This window comes from Sneathiella sp. P13V-1, assembly GCF_015143595.1.
In the GTDB taxonomy this organism is placed as follows: Bacteria; Pseudomonadota; Alphaproteobacteria; order Sneathiellales; family Sneathiellaceae; genus Sneathiella.
Window position 1 is genome coordinate 359,644 of the sequence record NZ_WYEU01000001.1, and the last position, 25,851, is coordinate 385,494.

Below are 25,851 nucleotides of genomic sequence, written 5' to 3' on the forward strand. Positions count from 1 at the left end.
TTTTTGCGGTGCGTCAATCCCGAATTTACAATCTGAATGGCAGTTTTCTGCCCTTAGATGATTTTATTAGCAGTTTGTTTGTACACATACTCCCCCACCTAGCCCCATATTTACCCTAGGAAAATGGTCTAAGAACAAGCCGATGTTATTCCTATAATTGGTCCTTCTAATTTCTACCCGCTGCCTGTTATGATGCGCCCATGCAAAGCAGGGAAGAAATTTTAGAAACCTTACACTTCTATATAGAGGCAGGTGTGGATGAGGTTATTGGTGACACTCCGGTGGATCAATACGCGTTGTCTGCACAGCCAAAGGCGGCCCCTGCACAAAAACCATCCGCTCCTACAATTAGAGCTTCTGCTGCGATTGCCACGCCAGCGCCGAAAGCAAAAGCGCCGAGCCTCAACATTTCCGAAGAAATTGCACGGGCTGAAAAACTGGCGGCTGAAGCCTCTACGCTGGAAGAGCTTAATTCTGCAATTGCTTCTTTCAATGGATCAGCCTTGCAAAAAATGGCGATGAACACGGTATTTGCAAAAGGCAATGCCGGAGCGCGGTTAATGGTGATCGACCGTCCACCGGGGGCAGAGGAAGATCGCCAAGGCATCCCCTTTGCGGCTGCCAATGGTCAAATGCTGTCGCGGATGCTGAAAGCCATCGGGATTGAAGAAGATGGATTTTATGCCGCTGCTTGCTTGCCGTGGCGCCCGCCGGGGGGACAAGCCCCTGCGAAAGAAGATCGGATGTTGTGCCTACCCTTCTTGAAAAGGCACATCGAATTAGCCGCACCGGAAATGCTGCTTCTTTGCGGTGAGGCTGCCGCCATTCTTCTTGAAAAAGACAGAGTGGGCATCAACAAACTTCGCGGAAATTGGGAAAGTGTAGAAGTTGGCGATAAGTCTATTCCAGCCCTTCCCATCTTTCACCCCGCATTTCTAATGGATCATCCTGCGTCTAAAAAACTGGCGTGGCGCGATCTATTGGATCTGAAAAGTCACTTGGCCTCAGGCACACAGTAATTACATGTCATCAGAGTTTATTATCAGTATGGTCTCCTGGTTCGGTTCAATGCGCCAAAATTTAACAAAATGCCTTACGCTTTCTCTTTTGGTCATTGTGACGCTTGTTGCTGTTAGCGTATCTAATATTGCGCTCGCCGACACACAGGAACTTCCCCAAATCTTATCAGAAAAAGATGCGGGCCTTTATCAACGCATTTTTGATCTGCAGGAACAAACCAAGTGGCGCCAAGCAGACAAGTTGATCAAAAAACTGGATAGCCAGCTTTTGATGGGGCATGTGCGGTATCAGCGCTATATGCACCCAACGGCTTACAGATCCACATATCCTGAACTTCATTTGTGGATGAAAGCCTATGCGGATCATCCGGATGCAGAAAAGCTATATCGCCTAGCGGTTTCCCGTCACCGGTCTGACTGGAAGCCCACACCAAGACCAAAATCAGGAGGGTATTTGGGAGGTACTGGTCCGGGACAACCTTTCTTTTATTCAAGGCCCTACAAAAGCAAGCGCAAAAGGTCTGGTCAGATTGCCAACGAAGTGGATCATGCCAAAAGGGTTGTACGGCGTTACTTGTTCAGAGGTCAGCCAACAAATGCATCTGATTATCTGAATAAGGAAAAAACCCGTAAACTTCTGGACGATGTGGAAGAGGCCCAACTTGAAGAGAAAATTGCCTTAAGTTTCTTCCTGTATGGCAAAGACAAAGAAGCCATGGAATATGCAGATGCGGCGTTGAAGAAAAGCGCATATTACGCGCCACATGCCAATTGGACCGCAGGTCTCGCCTCTTGGCGCATGGGTAACTTTGAAAAAGCGAGCAAATACTTTGCGGCTTTGTCAAAAACCAAGAAGATCTCTGGATGGACAGCCAGCCGCTCCGCTTGGTGGGCCTCCAGAAGTCTCTTCCGGATTGGGAAAGCGGGCGAAGCGGTCAAGTATTTGAAGAAAGCGGCCGCTTACCCCAGGACTTTTTATGGATTGCTCGCCTTGCGTCAGTTGGGGGTCCAAAAACCATTTGATTGGGCGTTACCGGAACTTAACGACAAAGACCTTAAAATGCTGAGCAAACTTCCCGCCGCCAGAAGGGCGATGGCCCTCAGCGAAGCAGGACAGTTCCACCTTGCTGAACGGGAGCTAAGATCTGCCTTCCCAAGCGCGAAAGCGAAACTGGCCCCAATGCTCGTCTCTTTGTCTCATAAGATCGGTGCCCCTTCCGTCGCCATGCGGATGGGTCTCTATCTATGGGAATATAAAGATACCACATGGGATGCGGCCCTTTACCCTGTGCCAGCGTGGAAGCCTGAAAAAGGTTTTAAAGTGGATCAAGCACTGATTTTCGCATTTATGCGTCAGGAATCAGGTTTTTATAGCCGCGCCCAAAGTTCTGTTGGCGCCAAAGGCTTGATGCAATTGATGCCCAGCACGGCCGCTTACCTTTCCGGTGACAAGAGCCTTAGAAACCGGAAAAACCGGAAATTGTTCGACCCGGAATATAATCTGCAACTTGGGCAGAAGTATTTGCAGTATTTGATGGAGCTCAAAGATGTGGGGCCGAACCTGTTCTACCTTACAATCGCGTATAATGGCGGTCCGGGCAACCTGATAAAGTGGAAGAAACGCGCTAAAGGAAGCCATGACCCACTCTTTTTCATTGAAGCCATGCAAAGCCGTGAGACAAGAAGCTTCATCAAACGTGTTTTGACAAACTTCTGGGTGTATCGCCATCGTTTAGGTCAGGATTTGCCAGCACTTGACGAAATAGCGGAAGGCCGCTGGCCCACATATCACGCACTAGATAACAAAAGCAGAAAGGTTGCAGATCATGCCAGGAATTGACGAAAGCCGCCCTTTTATTCCTGTCAGAATAGCGGTTTTGACCGTATCTGACACCCGCGGACTTGAGGAAGATCGCTCCGGCAACACACTGGTTGAGCGCCTAGAGAAAGCGGGGCATATTCTTGCCGACCGTATAATCGTCAAAGATGAAGTTAGCGATATTCAGGCTGTGCTTAAAAACTGGATTGCGTCTGACGAGGTGGACGTGGTGATTTCTACAGGAGGCACGGGGGTCACCGGCCGTGATGTCACACCAGAGGCATTCTCTGAACTTTATGAGAAAGAAATCTCCGGCTTCGGTGAATTATTCCGAATGCTCAGTTATCAGAAAATTGGCACCTCCACCATTCAATCGCGTGCAACCGGCGGCGTTGCGGGCGGCACCTATTTATTTGCTCTTCCCGGCTCCACCGGTGCTGTAAAAGACGGTTGGGATGACATTCTTGTCCATCAACTGGACTACCGTTACATGCCGTGCAACTTTGTAGAATTGTTTGGTCGCCTTCAGGAACATCAAAAACGCAGTAAAAGCTAATTTTGAATACCATTTTTTAAACAATTGTCGTGAATACTTATTTTTCTAATAGGGGACATTCACAACAAAGATGGCAAATTTCTTCACAGTTGGGGCTCACCGACCTCATAACAGAAAAGACAGACGCTATGATATGCCGCGGCTGTCCTTGAAAATTGGTGACAAAGAGTTTGAAACCTTCGACTGGAGCCTTGGGGGATTTCGCATCCCTGACTTTAAAGGCCGCCCCCCTGTTGGTGAAGTTATGCGTGTTACTGAACTTTGTTATTCAGACACTCACCGCGTCCCTGTTAATTGTGAGGTAACAGTTACTCGCGTTGTCTTAGGTAAAAATCAGGTCGCCTTCTCGTTCAAAACAATTGATGACACCGCTTTTGATTTTCTGGAATCCGCGAGCTTACAGCGTTTATCACTTCTGTCTAAAAACAACTAGTCAACAATTGTTCTTCTTTTGTTCCATTTTTTCTGCTATGCTTTTGCATGGCAGAACACTCCTTAAATAGGCATGAAGATCCCCGATATCGTGGAAGAGGCGCAGGAATAAACCCAGCGGGGCGATTCGAAAAGACATCCTCAGAAATATCTGATGATGGGTGGCGCGACTATCGGGAAGAACTACCTCCTCTTAGAACTTCGGTTACAATCGAAACACCAAAATCAGTTCTCACACGCAATCAATCTCCGGACGTCCCGTTTGATCGATCCGTAAACCCCTACCGTGGATGTGAACATGGATGCATTTATTGTTTTGCACGACCAAGTCATGGCTATTTGAATTTGTCCTCCGGTGTTGATTTCGAAACCAAATTATTCGCAAAGCCAACTGCAGCGGCTTTGCTACAAGCTGAGATTTCTGAGAAAAACTACAAATGCCGGCCAATTGCCTTTGGAACAAATACCGACCCCTATCAGCCCATAGAAAAAGAACGTAAGATCACCAGAAGCATACTAGAGATGTTAGGAAATTGTGCGCACCCGTTTACCGTCACAACCAAATCAGCTTTGGTGACCAGAGATATTGATATTCTGGCCCCGCTTGCGGAACGCAGATTAACGGCTGTTGGCATTTCGGTAACAAGCCTTGACCCGCATCTTTCCAGACGGATGGAACCCCGCGCCAGTAGCCCTGCCAAACGTATTGATGCCATTAAGAAGCTAACGGACAAGGGCATCCCCGTCGTTCTTCAACTCGCTCCCGTCATTCCCGCTATAAACGACATGGAAATGGAACGCATAATGGAGACGGCAAAAACCGCTGGGGCGACCCAAGCTATATTCCTGCCAATTCGCCTCCCCTTTGAAGTCTCAGAGCTTTTTCAAAACTGGCTGCAAGCACACTTTCCTGACAGAGCCTCAAAAGTCATGGCGCAAATTCGAAGCCTACGCGGAGGCAGGGAAAATGATCCGAGGTTCAAAGAACGTATGAAAGGACAAGGCGCTTATGCAGAAATTATGCATCAACGTTTCACAAAACTGTCCAAAAAACTTGGATTTTCAGCCCGAAAGTACGATTTGGACTGCAGCCAATTCAAGGCACCGGGCGCGCCGATTAGTCAACTTCCTCTCTTTTCTTAAACATCTTTTTGGCATGGGGTACTTTCTTTCATTGCCATTTAATAGACGATCGGTCTATAAATAGACATGACAGATAAGCAACCGATCAAAAGAGGTCGCGGAAGACCCCCGAAAGTTCATGAAGGCGAATGGGATACAAAACAGCGCCTGATAAGACATGGCACAGCGGTACTAACCGAAAAAGGTTTTGCCAGTACTGGCATTGATCAAATCCTGAAAGAAGCTGGAATTCCTAAAGGTTCCTTCTACCATTACTTTGATAGCAAAGACGATTTCGGTCTGGCGATGGTCGCAAATTACAAACAGTATTTTGCCAATCGGTTGGACCGGTTTCTTTTAAATAAAGAAAAGCCCGCATTGGATCGGCTGCAGGATTTTATTAATGACGCGAAATCCGGACTTGAGCGTTTTGATTTCAAACGTGGATGCCTCGTTGGAAATCTGGGACAGGAGCTGGCTTCTTTAAGCGATACGTTTAGGGAGCCTTTGGAAGAGATTTTTCAGGATTGGCAGTGCCGTGTTAAAGCCTGCCTCGATGAGGCTGTCATTGAAGGCAGTATGGATAACCGGCTGGATACGGCTGAAATGGCCGCAACCTTCTGGATAGGATGGGAAGGCGCGATTTTAAGATCGAAACTCGTCCGCTCCACAGCCCCTGTAGATTTATTTGCCAAAAGTTTTTTCCGGTGCCTGTCATCGGACCCATACCCCCACCACCCCAAAAAGGGAGAGTAGAAATGAAAGCCATCGTAATTACAAATGATGACAATAACTATAAAGCAGAGCTCACCGACATCAGTGAAGATCAACTGCCAGAAGGTGATGTAACCGTTAAGGTCGACTATTCCACCATCAACTTTAAAGAAGGTCTTGCGATTACGGGTAAGTCCCCTGTGGTTCGCAAATTCCCAATGACACCGGGCATTGATGTTGCCGGCACCGTAGAGACAAGCACCCATCCAGATTACAAAGCGGGTGATAAAGTGATCCTGAACGGTTGGGGTGTGGGCGAAGTTCATCCGGGTGGCCTTGCAGAAAAGATCCGCCTGAACGGTGACTGGCTCGTCCCGATGCCCGAAAAATTCTCCTCCAAACAGGCGATGGCAATCGGAACAGCTGGATACACAGCAATGCTCTGCGTGATGGCGTTGGAGCGCCAAGGCGTGACACCTGATAAAGGTGAGATCCTGGTCACTGGTGCCGCCGGCGGTGTTGGCAGTGTTGCCATTTCCATCCTGTCCAAACTTGGCTACACCGTTGTCGCCTCCACAGGTCGTCCAGAAGAAGCGGACTACCTCAAAAAACTAGGCGCTTCTGATATTATTGATCGTAATGAGCTTTCTGAAAAAGGCCGCCCGATGGGTAAAGAGCGTTGGGCGGGTGCTGTAGACACAGTTGGCAGCCACACCCTTGCAAATGTCTGCGCCACAACAAAATACGGCGGTGTCGTCACAGCATGTGGCCTTGCACAAGGCATGGACTTCCCGGCAACGGTTGCACCTTTTATCTTACGTGGTGTGATCCTAAACGGCATCGACAGCGTATATTGTCCAAAGGAAACGCGTTTGGAGGCTTGGCGTCGTCTTGCAGAGGATCTGGACACCTCTAACATTGATCTGATGACAACAGAAGTTCCGCTTTCAGAAGCCATTCCAACGGCCGAGAAAATCCTGGAAGGAAAAGTTCGCGGCCGCGTCGTTGTGAATGTAAACGCGTAACATTGGGGGGAAGCAAAATGTCAGAACAACCAATTAGCAGATATCCGGTTCCAGATGTGATGGAACTCCCAGAAGATATGAGGGACCTTATACTCGGCGTTCAGGAAAAGGCTGGATTTATTCCGAATGTATTTTTGGCCCTTGCCCATCGTCCGGACGAGCTTCGAGCTTTCTTCAATTACCATGATGCCATCATGCTTCGTGAAGACAGCAAGCTGACCAAAGCCGAAAAAGAAATGATTATTGTCGCAACGTCATCAGACAATAATTGCCTTTATTGTGTCGTTGCCCATGGGGCACTGTTGCGAATTTACTCAAAACAGCCACTTCTTGCCGATCAACTCGCGACAAATCACAACAAGGCGGACATCACACCGCGCCAGAAGGCGATGATTGATTTTGCCCTGAAAGTTTCAAACGATGCTGGCTCCATTGGAGACGCTGATTACGAAAACTTGAAGTCTCATGGCTTTGACGAAGAAGACATTTGGGATATCGGTGCCATCACAGCATTTTTTGGTCTCAGCAACCGCATGGCAAACCTGACCTCCATGCGACCAAATGACCAGTTTTATACGATGGGAAGATAGTTTATGGGTTTGCGCACAATCATGATTGATTGCATTCAAACTATTTGAACATCTTTCATAATTGGAGGCAGGCATGTGTATTGGCTCCCCCCTCTGCCAATTTGCCTGTCTTTCCCCTCAACCGTCCCCCCGGTTGAGGGGATTTTTATATCTACATCTATTTTCCTGACGATATCAGCACGATAAGATATCTCCATTGAAGGAGAGATATTTTGAGTGAACCGGATTTATCTTTGGAGCAGGAAATGGGCGGCATTGTTGCCGGGGTGGATGAAGTGGGACGTGGGCCTTTTGCGGGTCCTGTCATATCAGCCGCTGTCATTCTCGATCCGGATAACATCCCAATGGGCATTCGCGACTCCAAAAAGCTCTCCAAAAAGAAACGCGAGATCCTGTTTGATCAGATACTGGAGACGTCTATCGTCGGGATTGGCCGGGCGGAGGTCACCGAAATTGATGAGTTGAATATCCTACAAGCCACTTTTGTTGCCATGCGTCGGGCCGTGAAAGAACTCGGCACCCCCCCTTCCAATATATTGGTTGATGGCAATAAAGATCCGGATTTTGGCCTTCCGACACGAACAATTGTGAAAGGAGACAGCCTTTCTTTGTCCATTGCAGCCGCTTCTATTGTTGCAAAAGTGACACGCGACCGGGAAATGTTAACCTTATCAAAGCTCTATCCACACTACGGATGGGAGAAAAATTCCGGATACGGAACAGCCGAACACCGCAAGGGATTGAGTCTATTTGGCGTAACACCACAACATAGGCGAAGTTTTGCCCCCATTCGCAAAATTCTTGATTCATGTAAAGTTAAAAATGAACTGTAGCCACTAAAGCACTGATTCAACAAAAAAATATTGACGGAGCGAATCGGTCGAATCAGTATTAACCACAAATGAAGGCAAATTCTTCACGGTGAAATACATGAGCAAACTGCCCCTGAATCAAATTTTAAAAGGTGACTGCATCGAACTGATGAACAGTCTTCCAGAGAAGTCCGTAGACATGATTTTTGCGGATCCTCCCTACAATATGCAGCTGGCGGGTGAACTGCATCGCCCTGACAACAGCCTGGTGGATGCTGTCGATGATCACTGGGACCAATTCGATAGTTTTCAGGCCTATGACCAATTTACAAATGACTGGCTGAAGGCGGCTAAGCGGGTTCTGAAGGACAATGGAACTTTGTGGGTTATCGGCTCCTACCACAATATCTTCCGTGTAGGAGCAACGCTGCAAGATCTTGGGTATTGGATGCTCAATGATGTGATTTGGCGGAAAACCAACCCAATGCCAAATTTCCGTGGCACTCGTTTCACAAATGCCCATGAAACATTGATCTGGTGTTCAAAGGACAAAGACGCCAAAGGTATCACCTTCAACTATGACGCCATGAAAGTCATGAATGATGACGTTCAGATGCGCTCCGATTGGCACCTGCCAATTTGTAGTGGCGGAGAACGCCTCAAGATCGACGGCGAAAAGGCTCACACAACCCAAAAACCCGAAGCCCTGCTCTATCGTGTTCTGATGGCTGCGAGTAAGCCGGGTGACATTATCCTCGACCCGTTTTTTGGATCCGGTACAACCGGTGCTGTGGCGAAGAAACTTGGTCGCCGTTATATCGGGTTGGAGCGCGAGCAGAAATACATCGACGTCGCAGAAAAACGCATCTCTCGCGTTCAGCGCATGGACAAAGACGATCTGGAATACACTAAAGGCAAACGTCAGGAACCTCGGGTCCCATTTGGCTCTGTTGTGGAACGTGGACTTCTCTCTGCTGGACAGACATTGTTCGATCGTCGTAAAAAATACAAAGCTAAAGTACGCGCCGATGGTAGTCTGGTGGCTGCTGACTTAAGTGGTTCAATTCATAAAGTCGGTGCGCAACTTCAAGGCGCCAGTACATGTAATGGCTGGACTTTCTGGCATTTCGAAGTGGAAGGTCAGCCCGTATCCATCGACGTCCTGCGTCAGCAGGTACGATCTGAAATGAACTAGAAGGGGTTATCCCCTTCAAAATAACAGGGGATAACATGAAAAAAGCACTTCTCACCACTTCGCTGGCCGTCTTCTATTGCCTATTATTACAAACGGCCAGCGCACAAAGTTTTAACAGTGCACAGTTTATCGGCATCGACCGGGACGCCAGTAACGCCATCAGCAAAAGCGAAGCCGCCAATTTCCGTCAGCGGTATTTCACCACTTTGGACATAAACGGGGATGGTCAAGTTACCTATGATGAGTATGTAGAAGCGAACCAGTTGAAAGGTGCCTCTACCAATCCTGATTATAAAGTCCCCGTTCCAGAAGATTTCAGCCAAACAGATACGAATAAAGACAAGATATTGAACGCTGACGAGTTCGCCGCTGAGGGTGTGCGGAGGTTCGAGCTGCTGGATAAAGATAAAGACGGTTCCGTTAGCCGCGCAGAATTCGTTGCTCCGGGCCTCTAAACTATAGAGACAAACTCTTTTGTTCTTCCAAGACCCTGCCTGCGACTTTGGTCATTAATGTGGGCAGGGCATAACTATCCAACTCTCTATGATCCACCCATTGTCCCCAGTTTAGTCGCGGACTGTTGTCTTCAATAAGCGTCACCTGAAATGGGTGCAGGAATAAATGGAAGTGGGTAAATGTGTGTTTAATTGGGGCATGCGCGGCAACTTGATGTTTGAATCTGCCAAGCCCCAACTCTTCAATCAACCGAGTGCCAAGTGTTTTCATCTCATCGGTTGTTACACTTTGCTCCCGCCACTCAGCGGATGGAAACTCCATCATCCCCCCTAAAAGCCCCTTCTCCTCGCGCTTTTGGATCAGGACTTTCCCTTGGTTGTTTTCGATCCAAAGGACAGGTGCATATTTTGTTGGCTTGACCTTTTTCGGGGCTTTCTTTGGAAAGGCTTCCATATCCCCAACCTCAAAAGCCTTACACATACTGGATACAGGGCATTCACCACATAAAGGCTTCTTAGGCTTACAAATACCAGACCCCAAATCCATCAAACTTTGCGCATAATCTCCGGGCCTTGTGTTCGGTGTCAAAGTTTCTGCAAAAGCCCGGATTTCAGAACGCGCTTTGGGAAGTTGCTCTTCAATCCTGAAAACTCGGCTCACAATTCGTTCGATGTTGCCGTCTACAACAACAGCAGGTTGCTCAAAGGCTATGGCGGCAATGGCTGCCGCGGTATAGGGACCAACCCCTGGAAGGGAAAGAAGTTCTTCTTCTGTTTCAGGGAATTTTCCGCCCCATTTGTGACATACTTCGACGGCACATTTATGCAAGTTGCGGGCGCGGGCATAATAGCCCAATCCCGCCCAATGAGTTAATATATCATCCAAGGGGGCAGCAGCCATCGCCTCAACCGATGGCCATAGTTTTATAAATTTCTCGAAATAGGGTTTTACTGTCACCACTGTCGTTTGCTGCAGCATAATTTCGCTAAGCCAGACATGATAGGGTTCAGGATGTGCTTGCCCCGCAATGCGCCAGGGGAGGTCACGGGCATTCTGATCAAACCAGTTCAGCATTGCATCGGCAAAGTTGCTCATTTTTTCGTGATCCAATAAAACTTCCAGCAAGATGTCCCATCTATATGGTATTGATCGGGGAAAGCAAACAGAGAGGTTCAATTCAGGTGCGCAAGTTTGGCAAACAGGCCGGACCAAGAGCTATAAACCAGTTTATTGGCAAGTCGGCGCGGGCGACTTTGGTCAAGCGTGGCTTTGCGCAAGCCGACATCCTGTCCAAATGGGAGAGCATTGTCGGCCCCACTTTGGCACGCGCTTCCAGCCCGGAAAAAATGAACTTCAGCCGGCATCAAAACCGGGATGCATCTTTGCGGGTGAGAGTGGCGCCTGGCTTTGCCCCTGAGTTCACCCAATTCGAACCTTTGATCATTGAGCGAATCAATAGCTTCTTCGGGTATAGAGCCGTTGGACGTCTGCAAATCATTCAGGCACCGGTAAAATTACCCCAAAAGCCTGAAAAACAGCCAATTCCGCAACCATCAAAAGCGCAAAAGGCGGAAATTTTGGAGGTCGTGAGCTCCGTTCAGGATCAAGATCTACGCGATCGATTAGCCCATTTGGGAGGGCTGCTCAAAGCCCGAAACCAGCAACCAAGATCGAAATAAACTTTTAATAACATATAGTTACTTAGAAATCAGCGATACATCAGAAAAGTTTGAGGAATCAGAAATGAAAAGATATAATGACACAACATCTAGTATGAAAGGTAGTGAATTGGCGATTTCACGTCGACATTTTGTGTCTTCCTCTTTGATTGCACCAGCCGCAATTGGTGTTGCAGGCAGCATGTTCGCGTCAAAAGCGCAGGCTGGCGTTATGGATATCACAGAGGATGACATGGTGCTCGGCGACGAAAACGCACCTATCACAATCGTGGAATATGCGTCATTGACATGCGGTCACTGTGCAAACTTCCACAACAATACGTTTCCAAAGCTCGAGGAAGACTTCATTAAAACTGGCAAAGCCAAACTGATTTACCGGGACTTCCCGTTGGACCGTTACGCATTTCAGGCCTCTGTCCTCGCCCATACAGCAGGTGAGAAACTTTTCTTTCCTGTCCTGAAGATGTTGTTTGCTGAACAGGATGACTGGGCTGGCAATCCAAATGAAACAACTGAAAAGCTGATTGCAATCGGCCGCAAAGTTGGCATTTCTCGCGCCCGCTTCGAAGAAGCCTTGAAAGATCAGAAGCTGGGCGAAGCGATCTTGACGGACCGAATGGTTGGGGCGAACGAGTATAACGTGCGCGGCACCCCTACTCTCTTTATCAATGGCGATCTTTATGAAGGTAACTGGTCAAATTACGACGAGTTCTCTTCTGATCTGAAAGAACTGATCGCATAAAACCATGATGGAGGGGCCGTGAAATTTTCTCAATTACGTCTGTCAGGCTTCAAATCTTTTGTTGAACCAACAGAACTTTTGATTAAAGACGGCCTCACCGGCATCGTCGGGCCCAATGGATGTGGTAAGTCCAATCTGGTCGAGGCCCTGCGTTGGGTGATGGGGGAAACCTCCGCCAAGAATATGCGTGGCGGTGCCATGGATGATGTCATCTTCGCGGGCACCACCAGCCGCCCTGCGAAAAACGCAGCTGAAGTTACACTTGGCCTTGATAACAAAGACCGAACTGCACCGCCAAGCTATAACGAGAATGAAGAACTGGACGTTACCAGACGTATCCGGCGCGATACAGGCTCTGACTATCGCATTAACGGCAAAGTCACGCGCGCCCGTGACGTGCAGTTGTTATTTGCCGATATGGCAACGGGCGCAAACTCAACAGCCATCGTTAGTCAAGGCCGTGTGGGGTCGTTGATCAACGCCAAGCCAAAGGATCGCCGTCACTTGCTAGAAGAAGCCGCAGGTATTTCAGGGCTTCATTCCCGCCGTCATGAGGCGGAACTTCGCCTTCGTGCCGCAGAAGGAAATCTGGAACGGGTCGATGACGTCACGGGACAACTTGAAGTACAACTGGGTAGTTTAAAACGTCAGGCACGACAGGCCACACGCTATCGCAATATTTCTGGACATATCCGCACGGCGGAGGCGCTTCTTTATCTGAAACGACAGGAGATTGCCGAAGCTGCGCTGACAGAAGCCAAAGAAAAATATAAAGAGGCCAGCAGTGCTGTGGCAGAGCTGACGAAGCATGTGGCCCTTGCGCAAAATGCATCGCTTAAAGCCGGCGAAGCCCTTTCCCCTCTTCGCGAAGCCGAAGCGGCGACAACAGCCAAGTTGCAACGCCTGACGTTAGAGAAAGAACAAATCACCAGCGAAGAAGAGCGTATTCAGAAGACCAAGAAACAGCTTGAGGACCGAAAAAACCAGATCCAGAGCGATATGGAACGTGAAAAAACGCTGGAACAAGAAGCTGAAGAAGCGCTTGTGCGTCTGGAAAAAGAAGAAAAAGAAATTGTGGCACTTACGGCAACTACAAAGCCGGAAATCGAAAAAAGCAATGCCTTGATTTCTGAAAAACAACAACTGGTGCGCGAAACCCAGCAGGCACTGGATCATAAAACAGAAAGCCTCGCAGAAGAACGTGCGCGTCAAAACGCCTTGGAGCAACAGATACGCAATCTGGAGCAAAATCAGGAACGTCTTCAGAACCGGAAAAAAGAAACTGATAAAGAAATTCTGATTCTGCAAAATCAGCTCGCCAATATGGAAACCACTGACAACGCCTCCGATGAACTCAAAGGCCTGATTGCAAAACTGGACGATCTTAGTGTCCAGATTGAGAGCGCGGAAGAGAAACGTCAGGAAGCAGATCGTATTGAGCGCTCCCTTCGCGACAAACTTCGCCAGCAGGAAAAAGATCTAACAGCAACTGAGACCGAGATTAAAACTCTAGAGCGCATGATTGATCAGGGCCGCGATGGCAACTGGCGCCCTGTTGCGGATAATCTGAAAGTAAAAAGCGGGTATGAAAAGGCGCTCGGCGCGGCCCTTGGCGATGACCTGGATGCCCCGACCGATAACGGGGCGCCGTCCTTCTGGCAGATACGTGATGATTGCAAGATCTCTGCATCCGGATCATCGCTTCCAACTCTTGATCAATATGTAAAGGGATCGGATGAGCTTCACCTTCGCCTGAAGCATATTCTTGTGGCAGGAACTGTCGAGGAAGCTGCGAACGAGGCCTCAAATTTGTTGCCCGGATATCGTATCGTCACCAAGGAAGGTGACCTGTGGCGCTGGGATGGATATTCCCAAAAAGCGAGCGCCAAAACGGCAGCGACCATTCGGCTTGAGCAGAAAAACAGACTGCAGGAACTGCAAGCGGAGTTGGAAGAGAAATCACGCGCCACCTCTGCCATGGCAACTGAGCTTGAAGGAGCAGAGGAAAATCTGCAACTCCTTAAACAGCAGGAGCAGGAAGCCCGCGGCGCACGCCGTGATCTGGAAAAGCAACGGAACCAATTACAGTCGAAGGTTGCCGAGCAACAACGCGCCCTTAATGCAAAAACATCTCGTCTTGAAAGCCTTCAGGAAACCCAAAAAGAACAGGAAGTTGAGATCACTGACAGCGCTGGCAGCCTTAAGACCGCACGTGAAGACAGAACATCGCTTCCGGATTTGAGCGAATCACAAGCTGAAATTGAGCGCATGAAAAGCACACTGCGCGAATCTCGTGATGAAATAGGCGGGATGAGAAGCCGTTTGGACAGTAAAATCCGAGAAATGGCAATTAAGGAAGACCGCTTAAAATCAATCGCGTCGGAAAAAGAAAGCTGGCGTCGACGTGTGGCCAGCATGGCTGATCATTTCTCACAATTGGAAATTCGATTCTCCAGCACCGAACAGGATCTGGAAGCGCTAGAGAACAAACCGCAAGAACTCGCCCAGAAACGTGGTCAGATCATGGATGAACTGGCCCGCGCAGAAGGCGCGCGCGCACAAGCACGCGAGCATGTGGAAGAGGCCGAAGCTGTAAAAAACCAATGCGAAAGTGCGCTAAGGGAAGCTGAACATGCGCTTGGTCGCTGCCGCGAGGAGCGCGTGCGTTATGAGGCGGACAAGGAACATTGCGAAAGCGACATTCAATCTCTGGCACAACAAATTGCAGAGAAACTGGATTGCGCCCCAAAAGATATTCGACCCGCCTGCCAGATCAATCAGGAAGAAGAACTTCCGCCTATTGATGTAAGTGAGCGGAAAGTCGAGCGTTTAAAGAAAGAACGCGACGGCATGGGGCCCGTGAACCTTCGGGCTGAGATTGAAGCCGAAGAAGTTAATGAGCAACTGGAGACACTCCTGAATGAGCGTCAGGACCTTGAAGAAGCCATTGCTCGCTTACGGCAGGGAATTGCCAGCCTCAATAAGGAAGGCCGCGAACGACTGCTTGTCGCCTTCAAAAAAGTGGATGAACATTTTCAGACGCTATTCAAGGAAGTGTTCGGCGGTGGTTACGCCCATTTAAAACTAACCGAATCAGAAGACCCGCTGGCAGCCGGTCTTGAGATTATGGCTAGCCCGCCAGGCAAACGACTACAGCTGATGTCCTTGTTGTCGGGCGGGGAACAGGCCCTAACTGCTGTAGCCTTGCTTTTTGCTGTATTTTTGACCAATCCTGCTCCAATCTGTGTACTGGATGAGGTGGACGCCCCGCTGGACGATGTGAATGTGGAACGGCTCTGTAATCTTCTGGATACCATTTCAAAGGATTCGGCGACCCGATTCCTTGTAGTTACCCACCATCCTATCACCATGGCACGAATGGATCGCCTATTCGGTGTCACCATGGCGGAACGCGGAATTTCTCAATTGGTGTCTGTTGATCTGACAAGGGCACAATTAATGACAAATGAGGTCGCCTAAGCGCTTCGGGATCGGTTATTTCATGCCAGTTTGCCACAATATTCCAAACCTTACGAACAGGGCATGTTTGGACCTTGACAGCCTGATAGCCAGACCGTATGTTTCCCGCGCTTTCAGTAGGGGAACCGATATGTCATTAATTTTTCGTGAAAATGAAAAAAAATGACTGAACCGACCCCAAAGGAGAAAGAAGAATTTAGAGCTCGGCTTGAAAAGGCACGCCAGCAACACGAAAGTGGAACCTGGGACGGACGCCTGAAAGTGGAGCGAACCGGCGCAATAGGACGGGCTTGGCGACTTTCAGTCGAGATTTTAGCGGCCTTTCTTGTTTGTGGCGGTCTTGGCTGGTGGTTGGACCAATGGTTGGGCACTCAGCCGATTTTATTGCTGGTGTTTGTCGTGCTGGGTATGGTAGTTGGCGTCTATAACGTCTACAAAGTCGCCCGGGCAATGAACCCAGAGGATTTTGAAGATTAAGGGGCAGAGTGCAATCTCGGCCCTTTTAGTGTGGAACATATTAAGGCGGGAATAGTATCGTGGCAGAAGGTCAAAGCCCCTTAGCGCAGTTCGAAATTAAACGGCTCGTTGAATTGAATGCCGGTGGAGTGGATGTATCCTTCACCAACTCCTCCCTGTTCATGATTATTGCTGTTGCAGCAATCACCCTGTTCCTGACATGGAGCATGCGCGGACGGGCAATGGTCCCAGGCCGTATGCAATCACTCGCAGAACTCAGTTACGAGTTCATCGCCAATATGCTGAAGGAAAATGTCGGCTCCGAAGGCCGCAAGTATTTTCCATTCATCTTCTCCATTTTCATGTTTGTACTGTTCTGTAACCTGATCGGCATGATCCCTTACAGCTTTACAGTCACAAGCCACATCATCGTAACTTTCGGTTTGGCAGCATTGGTATTTGTTACCGTTACTCTGGTTGGTATTTTCCGCCACGGTTTCAAATTCCTGTCATTCTTCGTCCCAAGCGGCGTTCCTGCTGTCCTTTTGGTGATCCTGATCCCGATCGAAGTTATCTCATACTTCGTGCGTCCAATCAGTCTTTCTGTTCGTCTGTTTGCGAACATGCTGGCCGGTCACACGTTGATGAAGGTTTTTGGTGCATTTGTAATTGCACTCAGCTGGTGGGGTGGCTGGTTGCCTCTCGCCTTTATTTCGGCACTGACTGGTCTGGAATTCCTTGTGGCATTCCTGCAGGCTTACGTTTTCGCAATCCTGTCCTGTCTGTACCTGAATGATGCCGTTCATTTGCATCACTAAGTTTTTGATATTGTCTAAACAAATAGATTGTTCTTGTTGAAAGAAGGAAGATTATCATGGAAGTAGAAGCCGCTAAAATGATTGGTGCCGGTCTCGCGACTATCGCTCTGGCTGGTGTTGGTCTTGGTCTCGGTAACATCTTCGGATCTTACATCTCTGGTTCTCTGCGCAACCCTGCTGCAGCTCCGAAAGTATTCGGTAACGTTCTGCTGGCATTCGCCCTGACAGAAGCTGTTGCGCTGTTCGCGCTGGTTATTGCGTTCTTGATCCTGTTTGCCTAAGAACTTCAACAGTTACGTTGAAGTCCCTTAAACTCTAGGTATTTAGGAACGGGTATGCCGCAGTTAAATTTTGCAGACTTCCCACCACAGCTTGTGTGGCTGGCTATTAGCTTCATCGTCCTTTATGTGGCGATGGCGAAAGTAGCTGTGCCACGCATCGCAGAGGTACTGGAAAGTCGTCAGGACCGCATTGCCCGGGATTTGGACGAAGCCAAGCGCTTGAGTGAAGAATCCGATAAGGCAAAGGCGGAGTACGAAGCTGCGCTGGAAGAAGCTCGGGCAAAAGCCCACGGCATGGTTACCGAATTGAAGGCAACCTTGTCCAAAGAGCAGGAAGCCAGCCGTGTCGATCTTGAAGCCAAACTTGCTTCCAAATCTGCCGAAGCGGAGAAGTCCATTGCGGCAGCCAAGGATGAGGCACTGTCAAACGTGCGTCAGATCGCAGGTGAAGCTGCTAAGGCAACCGTCTCCAAACTTGTTTCCATTGATCTGGCAGACGGCGATGTCGATGCTGCGATCGAAGCAAGTGCGAAAGGGAGGGTTTGATCATGTTATCTGATCCTACTTTTTGGGTAGCCGTTGCTTTTGCTATTTTCATCGGGATCCTGCTTTATGTGAAGGTTCCAGGCATTATCGCCAAACAGCTGGATGATCGCGCAGAGCGCATCAAGAACGAACTTGATGAAGCTCAGAAACTGCGTGAAGACGCCCAGGCTATGTTTGCTGATTACCAGCGTCGCCAACGTGACGCCATGGCAACTGCCGAGGAAATTGTTGCAAAAGCCAAGGAAGATGCTGAAATCCTCCGTAAGGAGAGCGAAGCCGAGCTGGAAGCTACTCTGAAACGCCGTCAGGAAATGGCTGAAGCCAAAATCCGTCAGGCAGAAGAGAAAGCCCTGGCTGAAGTCCAGAGCCTTGCTGTTGATGTGGCTGTTGCCGCAGCAGAGAAGCTCATGAAGGAAAACATCAAGGCCAAAGAAGGCGGTGCCTTGATCGACCAGTCTATTAAAGATCTCGGCTCTCAGTTAAACTAAGCGATAGCCTGATACTAAAAAGAACCTCGCCTATGGCGGGGTTTTTTTTGGCCTATTCACAGCCCTGCATTTTCTGTACTTCTAGTGAACTAAAAAAAACCCCTGCCTTTCGACAGGGGTTAGTTTGGGAGCTCCAACGCCTAGTCGGCGTCGGAGGGGGTCCAGCGCAGCACGGGCTTACGGGCTGCACTGGTTTCATCCAGGCGCCGCCGAGGTGCGAAACGCGGTGCCTGGGTGAAGAAGTCTGGATCGTTCCCGGTCTGCGCTTTTGTCACCAGGTGACGCATGCTTCCGATAAACATATCCAGGGTTTCTTTGCTCTCACTTTCTGTTGGCTCAATCAGCATGGCGCCATGAACCACAAGTGGGAAATACATAGTCATTGGATGATAGCCTTCATCGATCATCGCCTTGGCGATATCAAGGGTAGTTACTCCAGTATCTTTCAAACTGCTATCGTCAAACAACGCTTCATGCATGCAGATCCCGTCAAATGGGGAATTGAGAATATCGTTGAGACCAACACGCACATAGTTGGCGTTCAAAACTGCATCCTCTGCAATCTGTTTAAGGCCGTCTGATCCGTGGCTTAGCATGTAAGCGAGGGCACGGATAAACATACCCATCTGCCCGTGGAAGCCTTTCATGCGGCCAAAGCTTGCTTCTGCGTCCCCTTCTACGTTTTCCTGAAGGCGATATTCATCTCCCTCTTTCACTACGTAAGGAACGGGAGCATAGGCCGCAAGTGCATCAGACAGAACAACTGGACCAGAACCCGGACCACCCCCGCCATGCGGTGTGGAGAAGGTTTTATGCAGATTGATATGCATCGCATCTACACCAAGATCTCCAACACGTGTACGGCCAAGAATGGCGTTCAGGTTTGCTCCGTCACAGTAGAAATAACCCCCGACACCATGAATAAGATCGGCGATTTCCTTCACGTCTGTTTCAAACAGTCCGCAAGTATTTGGATTTGTCAGCATAACGCCAGCCACATCCGGGCCGAGTTTTGCTTTAAAGGCTTCCATATCCATGCGTCCATCAGGACGGGCTTGAACTGGATCCACTTTATAACCACACAGAGCCGCAGTTGCCGGGTTTGTACCGTGCGCTGATTCTGGAACCAGAATGCGTGTACGGGCCTCTCCTTTTGCATCATGGGCCGCACGAATAGCCATCACACCGCATAGCTCACCGTGGGCACCCGCTGCGGGCGACATGGCAACCGCTGGCATGCCAGTGATGGTCTTCAGCCACTCACCAAGATCATGGATAAGCTCCAGCGCGCCCTGAACTGTTTCTGTTGGCTGCAAAGGGTGAATATCACCCAGCCCCATAATTCGCGCAGATTTCTCATTAATGCGCGGGTTATGCTTCATGGTACAGGAACCAAGAGGATAGAAACCGGCATCAATAGAATAGTTCTGACGGCTAAGACGCACATAATGGCGTAGCACCTGAGGTTCAGACAAATCTGGCAGACCAATAGCACCTTCACGATCCAGACCACCAAGGCGACTTTTTACCGCTTTGGGTTCAGGCAGATCGACACCGATACGTCCAGGTTCCCCTTGATCAAAGATCAAAGGTGTTTCCAGATTAAGTGCTTTGTTCCCTGTGAAGGTTTCAACCAGATCTGATTCTGTATCTGACGCTTCGGGGCGTGTTGGTCGTCCTACATTATTAAGCATCGACAATCTCCTTCAGCGCAGAAACAAACTGATCAATTTCCTCATCAGTAGACGTTTCAGTGACAGCCACCAGCAGAAGGTGCTTCGCTCCTTCCACATCCGGCATCAGACGAGAGACAGGAACACCGCCCAAAATCTCTTGCTCAGCCAGTTTTCCAACAACCTCTTCTGCGTCTACAGGCAAACGCAGAGTAAATTCATTGAAGAAACTGTCATTCACAAGCTCCACGCCTCTAAGAGCGGTAAGTTTGTCAGCCGTATCCGCAGCCAGCGCATGATTAACCTGCGCCAGTTTTGTAAATCCGGTTTCACCAAGCAAGCTCATGTGAATGCTAAAAGCGAGTGAGCAAAGACCTGCATTTGTACAGATATTACTTGTCGCTTTTTCACGGCGAATATGCTGTTCACGCGTGGACAATGTCAGAACGAAACCTCGGTTTCCTTCCTGATCCACTGTTTCACCGCACAGGCGACCAGGCATCTGGCGCACATATTTCTGGCGTGTCGCGAACAGCCCAACATATGGCCCGCCATATGACAGTGGCACACCAATTGACTGACCTTCACCGACAACAATATCGGCGCCCATTGCACCTGGTGATTTAACGGCTCCCAACGAGACAACCTCGGTAACAACCACAACCAGAAGCGCACCAACTTCATGACAGGCGTCTGCAAGATCGCTTAAGTCCTGAAGGCGGCCAAAGAAGTCAGGGTTTTGTACAACAACACAAGCAATCTCTTTGGAAAGCCCGCTGGTCAGATCTTCACCACCATCTGTCGCAACAGGTAATGATTCAGCGGAAAACTCAGTGAACTGAAGTGTTGTGTCAGTGACCTGCCTATAGTGGGGGTGAAGGTTACCTGACAGAATAGCTTTTTTACGGCGTGTGGCACGACATGCCATCAAAACCGCTTCCGCACAGGCAGTTGCCCCGTCATACATGGACGCGTTGGCCACATCCATACCAGTGATCATGGCAACCTGTGTCTGAAACTCAAACAGGGCCTGCAATGTGCCCTGACTGATTTCCGGCTGGTAAGGTGTATAGGCTGTCAAAAACTCTGACCGCTGGATCAGATGATCAACAACTGTCGGAACATGGTGGCGATAGGCACCACCGCCAATGAAAAAAGGTATACCGGCCGGAGACAGGTTTTTCCGTCCGTAGGCGTGCATGCGACGATCAACTTCCAGTTCAGTTTTATGCGTCGGCAGATCAAGTAAACCTTCCACACGTGCACTGGCCGGAATATCGGCGAACAGATCGTCTACTGATCCAACACCAACTTTTTCCAGCATCTCCCGCCGCTGCTCAGCGGTATGGGGCATATATCTCATTAGGCAAGACCTTTTACATATTCCTGATACGCAGCTTCATCCATCAGACCATCAGCTTCACTTGCGTCACTGACTTTCAGTTTCGCAAACCAGCCATCGCCTTCAGCGTCCTCATTAACCTGAGACGGGTTATCTTCAAGGCCTTCGTTCACCTCAACCACTTCACCAGTGATCGGAGCGTAAACTTCAGAGGCGGCCTTTACACTTTCAACAACGGCCAGCTCATCGCCTTTACTCATTTCCGCGCCAACTTCAGGCACTTCAACAAATACGACATCGCCCAGTTGTTCCTGCGCATAGTTACTGATGCCAACAGTAGCTGTTTCGCCATCAATGCTGACCCACTCGTGATCTTCAGTGTATTTCTTTGTCATAGTCTCATTCCTGTAATTTGAGAGGAGCCGCGTTATTCACCGCGATAATAACGTTGTTCAACAAATGGCATCTTCGCCACTTTTGCGGGTCGCGCTTTACCGCGAACCATCAATTGAATGTCTGTCCCAACGGCAGAAAGTTCCAACGGAACGTAACCCATGGCAACAGGCGCCTGCATTGTGGGCCCAAAACCACCAGACGTGATTTCGCCAACAATGTTACCGTCCATATCGGCAATTTCCGTATGCTCACGTGCAGGTGCACGGCCTTCCGGCAAAATGCCAACGCGTTTCATGGCAGGTTTTTCTGCGATCTGTTTAAGGATCACATCAGCGCCTGGGAAATTGGCTTCTTCCCGGCGACGTTTTGCAATGGCCCAAAGAAGGGTTCCCATAACCGGCGTTGTTTCCTGCGTGAGATCGTGACCATAAAGGCAAAGCCCGGCTTCCAGTCTTAGGGAATCTCTTGCACCCAGACCAATAGGGGCAACCTCATCTTCTGCCAACAATTTACGGCAAATCATTTCCGCCTCAGATGAAGGCATGGAAATCTCATAGCCATCCTCGCCTGTATAGCCGGAGCGTGTCACAAAGCAGGCGACGCCTGCAATATCGAGTTCCCGATATGTCATAAAAGGCATTGTGGTGACTGCGTCGTTAAAGCGCGCCAAAACATCAGCTGCTTTTGGCCCCTGCAGAGCCACGAGAGAGCGGTCTTCCAGAACTTCAACTGTTGCTTCGCCCGCAAGGCCCGTTTTGAAAATTTCGATATCCTGTTCCTTACAAGCGGCGTTCACCACAACAAACAGGTCATTTTCGCGGCGAGTAACAATAAGGTCGTCCATAATGCCGCCCCGAACATTTGTCAGGAAACTGTAGCGCATTTGCCCCGCTTCCAGCCCCTGAATATCACCAGGCAAGAGTTTTTCAATGGATTTAGCTGGGTCATCACCTTTAATGACAACCTGCCCCATATGGGAAACGTCAAACAGACCAGCGGCATCCCGCGTGTGCAGATGTTCTTTCATAATGCCGTCAGGATACTGCACAGGCATGTCATAACCTGCAAATGGAACCATTTTACCACCTAGTTCCACATGCAAATCATAAAGAGCGGTACGTAATGCTTGCTGATTATCGCCCATATGTTTCTCACTCCATAAAACAGAATCGTTTACATCCGCAAATTTGCGGAACGACCCCCTCTGTCTTATGGACCTGAGAGATTTAACCCTGCCTTGGCAGTGGGCCTACCCCCTTCGGTGAGACACGCTAAATAGCTGTCTTCTTTCCAGAGTTCCATCCTCCTGCGGTCCGGGTGCCTGAGAGTTTCCGGGGCGGTTGCTCCTTCGGCGATGGGCTTGACCATCTCTCCCGCAGGGATCATCTGAATGTGGCCCTTATAATAGTGTAGAAGTTCATTCTGTCAAACGGCTTCACATCCAAAATGACAGTTAAGACGATAGCTTTAAAATAGTAGTATTAATGCTTACCAAGCGTTAACCAATTTCATGAATTATAGGGCCTCCGTAAATCTAGTCGATGTGGTGAAATTTAATGAGACCCAGCACCGAGCTCACGGGACAGGAACGTACCTTGGGTGAAAAAGAAATTATCGTTAGCAAAACAGACCTGACTGGCAAGCTGACATATGCAAATAAAACCTTCCTCAACATCTCCGGATATACCGAAGAAGAAATACTGGGTGTTCAGCACAATCTGATCCGCCACCCTGACATGCCGAGAGCGATCTTCAAGTTCTTGTGGGACCGCCTTGAAGCTGGCGAAGAAGTATTCGCCTACGTCATCAACCAATCTAAAAACGGAGATCATTATTGGGTGTTAGCCCATGTCACCCCGTCCAAAGACCCACAAGGTAACGTGGTTGGATATCACTCCAACAGACGCGCCGTAGATAAAGAACTGATTAAAAACGTGATTATACCTGTATATGCCTCTTTAGCAGATATTGAAAATTCTGCGTCATCGCCAAGGGAAGGCTTGGAAGCCTCGACTGCAGCCCTATATGACTTTGTTGATTCAAAAGGAGGCAACTATGACAAGTGGATCTTCTCACTTTAAAATGGCGATCATTTTTATCGTTGCTTCTGTTGCAACCGCAATTGTTCTTTTTCTGTCTAATCTTCTGTCAGATAGTACAATGCTACAGGCTATTGTTACCCTTGTTGCGTTTGTTATTCCGGCGGCGGCGGCAACTGTCTTCTGGCGAAAAGGTAGAAAAGCTGAACAGGAACGTGACAACATGCGCTCTTTCTTGGAAGCGCGTGCCAGTGAATTGGCGGGCGATGGGCCAGCGCGCATTACGTCCAGTCTTGACGATGAAATAAAGCGCACCACAGAGATTTGTCTGGATATCTGTAAAGGTAATTTTGAAAATCGTATTCGCCATATCACCCCTGGCGGGGAGCTAGAAGATATGCAGTGGGCGATTAATGAACTTGTGGACAGAACCGATGCGTTTATGCGCGAAGCGGAGGCGTCTATGGAGCATGTATCGCAGCAAAAATACTATCGCCGGATTATTTCATTGGATATGCAAGGTTCTTACAAACGTACCGCTGATGCAATCAACGCCTGCACCGAATCCTTTGAAGAGCGACTCACCCGATTTGATGGTGTTATTCAAAAATTTGAAAACGGCATCTGGGAACTTTCCAACAAGATCTCTGAAACATCTACTGAGCTGCAAGATACAGCCGACACGCTTTCCAACAATGCCGGTTCAACAAACACTCAGGTAGAACGCGTATCAACGGCCGCCAACAGTGCAACCGGCAGTGTGCAAACAGTGGCGAGTGCAGCAGAGGAGCTTTCCGCCTCCATTAGTGAAATTAGCCGGCAGGTGAATTCTTCATTGGATAGCACCGGTATGGCACGCGAAACAGTTGAAGAGGGCAATACAAAAATTCAGGGCCTTGCAGAAGCTGTTAATTCAATTGGTGAGGTGGTTAAACTGATTGAAGACATTGCCAGCCAGACCAACCTGCTAGCCTTGAATGCGACCATCGAAGCCGCCCGCGCAGGGGAAGCTGGTAAAGGTTTTGCGGTTGTTGCCAATGAAGTAAAAAACCTGGCCACGCAAACTGCCAGAGCCACGGAAGAGATCAGTCAGCAAATTCTGGATATTCAGACTGCTTCTGGAGATGCCGTTCAAACAATGGATGTTATCAATACCTCCATCGGTAATATCAATATGGCAGTTGAGACAATCGCAACTGCCATTGAAGAACAAGGCTCCGCAACACGTGAGATCTCTGAAAGCGTTGTTAGCGCTGCAAGTAACACACAATCGGTTAGTGAGCATATCGGCGAGGTCAGAAGTTCAGCTGAGACCACGAACAAGACGAGTAAGACGGTTTTGGAAGAAGCCAATTCTCTTCAGCAACTCACCCATGATCTTGAGAAAAATGTTCTAGAATTTCTCAATGAAGCCAGAAAAGCGATCTAACAAGAAAACCGCCCGGAGGGGCGGTTTTTTTATCTCACTTTTTTCTGATTGTAGGCGAGTTGTTCCTCGCTCAATTGAAAACCGATTATGATATTATAATCGCTTCCCCGTGTTCCGCTTCTGATTGGGAAGCGTTGACGTAATTCTTCTTGTACAGCACCGCGCCGACGTCCTTCTGGAACCTCAACGGGGCTATTAAACACGCGTTTGTTCAGAATACGATTGTCTTTGTCCGCTACAGCCACGAAAAAATTATACTCCTGCGTCTGAGATGTTGCAGCAGGCCCTTTGATCGCGCCAATGCGTAAAATCAGGTCCACCTCAACCCAGGCGAAGTCATCCTCATACTCACATTCACCGCTTACAGGTGCGATGACCCCTTCATACTCAACATCCACAAGATCCCGACCAGGCCCTTGCCTGAAAATTGTAATTTCATCTGCATTGGGAAGTGTAGTCACATTTGGGCAGGTAATCACCCTTTGCTCAGTGGAAAAGAAGTCACCAGAAAATAAATCAGTGTCGAAACCACCACTACATCCCGAAAGCAAACCGAGCCCGCCTAACGCAACAAGTAATTTGCCTTTGTTTAGTATTTTCATACGCCTCTGGTCTCCCACCGTATCTACTTCTCGCCAGATGTTTGCTGTGCTGGTCTTTTGCTGATAATTGATGTACTTATTCGCCAAACTTATGATGCTCTTGAGTTGAGCGCAAGGAAAGCCTGCTCATTTCAAAGACT

27 protein-coding genes and 2 riboswitches are annotated in these 25,851 nt (G+C 48.9%); of the genes, 21 read left to right on the forward strand and 6 right to left on the reverse strand.

Going from position 1 to position 25,851, the window contains the following annotated elements; translation table 11 throughout:
* Positions 1-200 precede the first annotated feature (200 nt).
* The 11 genes from GUA87_RS01780 to GUA87_RS01830 all read left to right on the forward strand — a co-directional run bounded on the left by GUA87_RS01780 (position 201) and on the right by GUA87_RS01830 (position 9,739).
* Complete coding sequence (locus tag GUA87_RS01780) at positions 201-1,019, forward strand: uracil-DNA glycosylase (protein WP_193714809.1); 819 nt, start codon at positions 201-203, stop codon at positions 1,017-1,019.
* A 4-nt stretch (positions 1,020-1,023) separates the two neighbouring features.
* Complete coding sequence (locus GUA87_RS01785; protein WP_193714810.1) at positions 1,024-2,859, forward strand: lytic transglycosylase domain-containing protein; 1,836 nt, start codon at positions 1,024-1,026, stop codon at positions 2,857-2,859.
* The gene (gene moaB / locus GUA87_RS01790; RefSeq protein ID WP_193714811.1) at positions 2,846-3,394 is read left to right on the forward strand and encodes a molybdenum cofactor biosynthesis protein B; all 549 of its coding nucleotides are present in this window, start codon (positions 2,846-2,848) and stop codon (positions 3,392-3,394) included. Before GUA87_RS01785 ends, moaB begins: the two co-directional genes overlap by 14 nt.
* Positions 3,395-3,464: 70 nt before the next feature.
* Positions 3,465-3,827, forward strand: coding sequence for a PilZ domain-containing protein (locus tag GUA87_RS01795; RefSeq protein ID WP_193714812.1), 363 nt, complete (start codon positions 3,465-3,467; stop codon positions 3,825-3,827).
* Positions 3,828-3,874: 47 nt separating this feature from the next.
* Positions 3,875-4,969, forward strand: a complete 1,095-nt coding sequence (locus GUA87_RS01800) for a PA0069 family radical SAM protein (protein ID WP_193714813.1) — start codon at positions 3,875-3,877, stop codon at positions 4,967-4,969.
* Between the two features lie 66 nt (positions 4,970-5,035).
* A complete protein-coding gene (locus GUA87_RS01805; protein WP_193714814.1) occupies positions 5,036-5,704 on the forward strand; it encodes a TetR/AcrR family transcriptional regulator in 669 nt (222 codons plus the stop codon).
* 2 nt (positions 5,705-5,706) lie between these two features.
* A complete protein-coding gene (locus GUA87_RS01810) occupies positions 5,707-6,687 on the forward strand; it encodes an MDR family oxidoreductase (RefSeq protein WP_193714815.1) in 981 nt (326 codons plus the stop codon).
* 17 nt (positions 6,688-6,704) lie between these two features.
* Positions 6,705-7,277 (forward strand): peroxidase-related enzyme, encoded by a 573-nt coding sequence (locus GUA87_RS01815; protein WP_193714816.1) that lies wholly within the window; start codon positions 6,705-6,707, stop codon positions 7,275-7,277.
* Positions 7,278-7,489: 212 nt separating this feature from the next.
* Entirely contained in the window at positions 7,490-8,110 is a 621-nt protein-coding gene (locus GUA87_RS01820; RefSeq protein WP_227711651.1) for a ribonuclease HII, read from the forward strand.
* 97 nt (positions 8,111-8,207) lie between these two features.
* On the forward strand, positions 8,208-9,284 hold the full coding sequence (locus GUA87_RS01825; protein ID WP_193714817.1) for a site-specific DNA-methyltransferase: 1,077 nt from the start codon (positions 8,208-8,210) through the stop codon (positions 9,282-9,284).
* 35 nt (positions 9,285-9,319) lie between these two features.
* On the forward strand, positions 9,320-9,739 hold the full coding sequence (locus GUA87_RS01830) for an EF-hand domain-containing protein (RefSeq protein ID WP_193714818.1): 420 nt from the start codon (positions 9,320-9,322) through the stop codon (positions 9,737-9,739).
* Between the two features lies 1 nt (position 9,740).
* Here GUA87_RS01830 and mutY read toward each other — a convergent pair whose 3' ends face one another.
* Complete coding sequence (mutY, locus tag GUA87_RS01835) at positions 9,741-10,835, reverse strand: A/G-specific adenine glycosylase (protein WP_193714819.1); 1,095 nt, start codon at positions 10,833-10,835, stop codon at positions 9,741-9,743.
* 44 nt (positions 10,836-10,879) lie between these two features.
* On the opposite strand from mutY, the gene GUA87_RS01840 reads away from it, so the two are divergent.
* From GUA87_RS01840 to GUA87_RS01875, 8 genes are all read left to right on the forward strand, one after another.
* Positions 10,880-11,419, forward strand: a complete 540-nt coding sequence (locus GUA87_RS01840; RefSeq protein ID WP_193714820.1) for a DUF721 domain-containing protein — start codon at positions 10,880-10,882, stop codon at positions 11,417-11,419.
* Between the two features lie 64 nt (positions 11,420-11,483).
* Complete coding sequence (locus tag GUA87_RS01845) at positions 11,484-12,161, forward strand: DsbA family protein (RefSeq protein WP_193714821.1); 678 nt, start codon at positions 11,484-11,486, stop codon at positions 12,159-12,161.
* Between the two features lie 18 nt (positions 12,162-12,179).
* Complete coding sequence (gene smc, locus GUA87_RS01850) at positions 12,180-15,641, forward strand: chromosome segregation protein SMC (RefSeq protein WP_193714822.1); 3,462 nt, start codon at positions 12,180-12,182, stop codon at positions 15,639-15,641.
* Between the two features lie 162 nt (positions 15,642-15,803).
* Positions 15,804-16,118, forward strand: coding sequence for an AtpZ/AtpI family protein (locus GUA87_RS01855; RefSeq protein ID WP_193714823.1), 315 nt, complete (start codon positions 15,804-15,806; stop codon positions 16,116-16,118).
* A 59-nt stretch (positions 16,119-16,177) separates the two neighbouring features.
* Positions 16,178-16,915: a F0F1 ATP synthase subunit A gene (locus GUA87_RS01860; protein WP_193714824.1), complete on the forward strand. Its 738-nt coding sequence runs from the start codon at positions 16,178-16,180 to the stop codon at positions 16,913-16,915.
* A gap of 56 nt (positions 16,916-16,971) precedes the next feature.
* Entirely contained in the window at positions 16,972-17,196 is a 225-nt protein-coding gene (locus GUA87_RS01865) for a F0F1 ATP synthase subunit C (protein ID WP_169559668.1), read from the forward strand.
* 54 nt (positions 17,197-17,250) lie between these two features.
* Entirely contained in the window at positions 17,251-17,742 is a 492-nt protein-coding gene (locus tag GUA87_RS01870; protein ID WP_193714825.1) for a F0F1 ATP synthase subunit B', read from the forward strand.
* 2 nt (positions 17,743-17,744) lie between these two features.
* Positions 17,745-18,230 carry an ATP F0F1 synthase subunit B gene (locus GUA87_RS01875; RefSeq protein ID WP_193714826.1) on the forward strand — a complete coding sequence of 162 codons (486 nt, stop codon included), beginning with the start codon at positions 17,745-17,747 and terminating at the stop codon, positions 18,228-18,230.
* 140 nt (positions 18,231-18,370) lie between these two features.
* Here GUA87_RS01875 and gcvPB read toward each other — a convergent pair whose 3' ends face one another.
* The 4 genes from gcvPB to gcvT are packed head-to-tail and all read right to left on the reverse strand — an operon-like array spanning position 18,371 to position 22,785.
* Positions 18,371-19,924, reverse strand: coding sequence for an aminomethyl-transferring glycine dehydrogenase subunit GcvPB (gene gcvPB, locus GUA87_RS01880; RefSeq protein ID WP_193714827.1), 1,554 nt, complete (start codon positions 19,922-19,924; stop codon positions 18,371-18,373).
* On the reverse strand, positions 19,917-21,266 hold the full coding sequence (gcvPA, locus tag GUA87_RS01885) for an aminomethyl-transferring glycine dehydrogenase subunit GcvPA (RefSeq protein ID WP_193714828.1): 1,350 nt from the start codon (positions 21,264-21,266) through the stop codon (positions 19,917-19,919). Before gcvPA ends, gcvPB begins: the two co-directional genes overlap by 8 nt.
* A complete protein-coding gene (gene gcvH / locus GUA87_RS01890) occupies positions 21,266-21,640 on the reverse strand; it encodes a glycine cleavage system protein GcvH (protein ID WP_193714829.1) in 375 nt (124 codons plus the stop codon). The genes gcvPA and gcvH overlap by 1 nt, the downstream gene beginning before the upstream one ends.
* A gap of 32 nt (positions 21,641-21,672) precedes the next feature.
* Positions 21,673-22,785, reverse strand: coding sequence for a glycine cleavage system aminomethyltransferase GcvT (gene gcvT / locus GUA87_RS01895; protein ID WP_193714830.1), 1,113 nt, complete (start codon positions 22,783-22,785; stop codon positions 21,673-21,675).
* Positions 22,786-22,843: 58 nt separating this feature from the next.
* Positions 22,844-22,937, reverse strand: a riboswitch (glycine riboswitch).
* 3 nt (positions 22,938-22,940) lie between these two features.
* A riboswitch (glycine riboswitch) is annotated at positions 22,941-23,027 on the reverse strand.
* Between the two features lie 170 nt (positions 23,028-23,197).
* Between gcvT and GUA87_RS01900 the strand changes: the two genes are divergently transcribed.
* Both GUA87_RS01900 and GUA87_RS01905 read left to right on the forward strand, forming a co-directional pair.
* Positions 23,198-23,722, forward strand: a complete 525-nt coding sequence (locus GUA87_RS01900) for a PAS domain-containing protein (RefSeq protein ID WP_193714831.1) — start codon at positions 23,198-23,200, stop codon at positions 23,720-23,722.
* On the forward strand, positions 23,697-25,109 hold the full coding sequence (locus tag GUA87_RS01905) for a methyl-accepting chemotaxis protein (RefSeq protein WP_193714832.1): 1,413 nt from the start codon (positions 23,697-23,699) through the stop codon (positions 25,107-25,109). The genes GUA87_RS01900 and GUA87_RS01905 overlap by 26 nt, the downstream gene beginning before the upstream one ends.
* A gap of 29 nt (positions 25,110-25,138) precedes the next feature.
* Here the strand turns inward: GUA87_RS01905 and GUA87_RS01910 are convergent, their stop codons facing one another.
* On the reverse strand, positions 25,139-25,711 hold the full coding sequence (locus GUA87_RS01910; protein WP_193714833.1) for a hypothetical protein: 573 nt from the start codon (positions 25,709-25,711) through the stop codon (positions 25,139-25,141).
* Between the last annotated feature and the right edge of the window lie 140 nt (positions 25,712-25,851).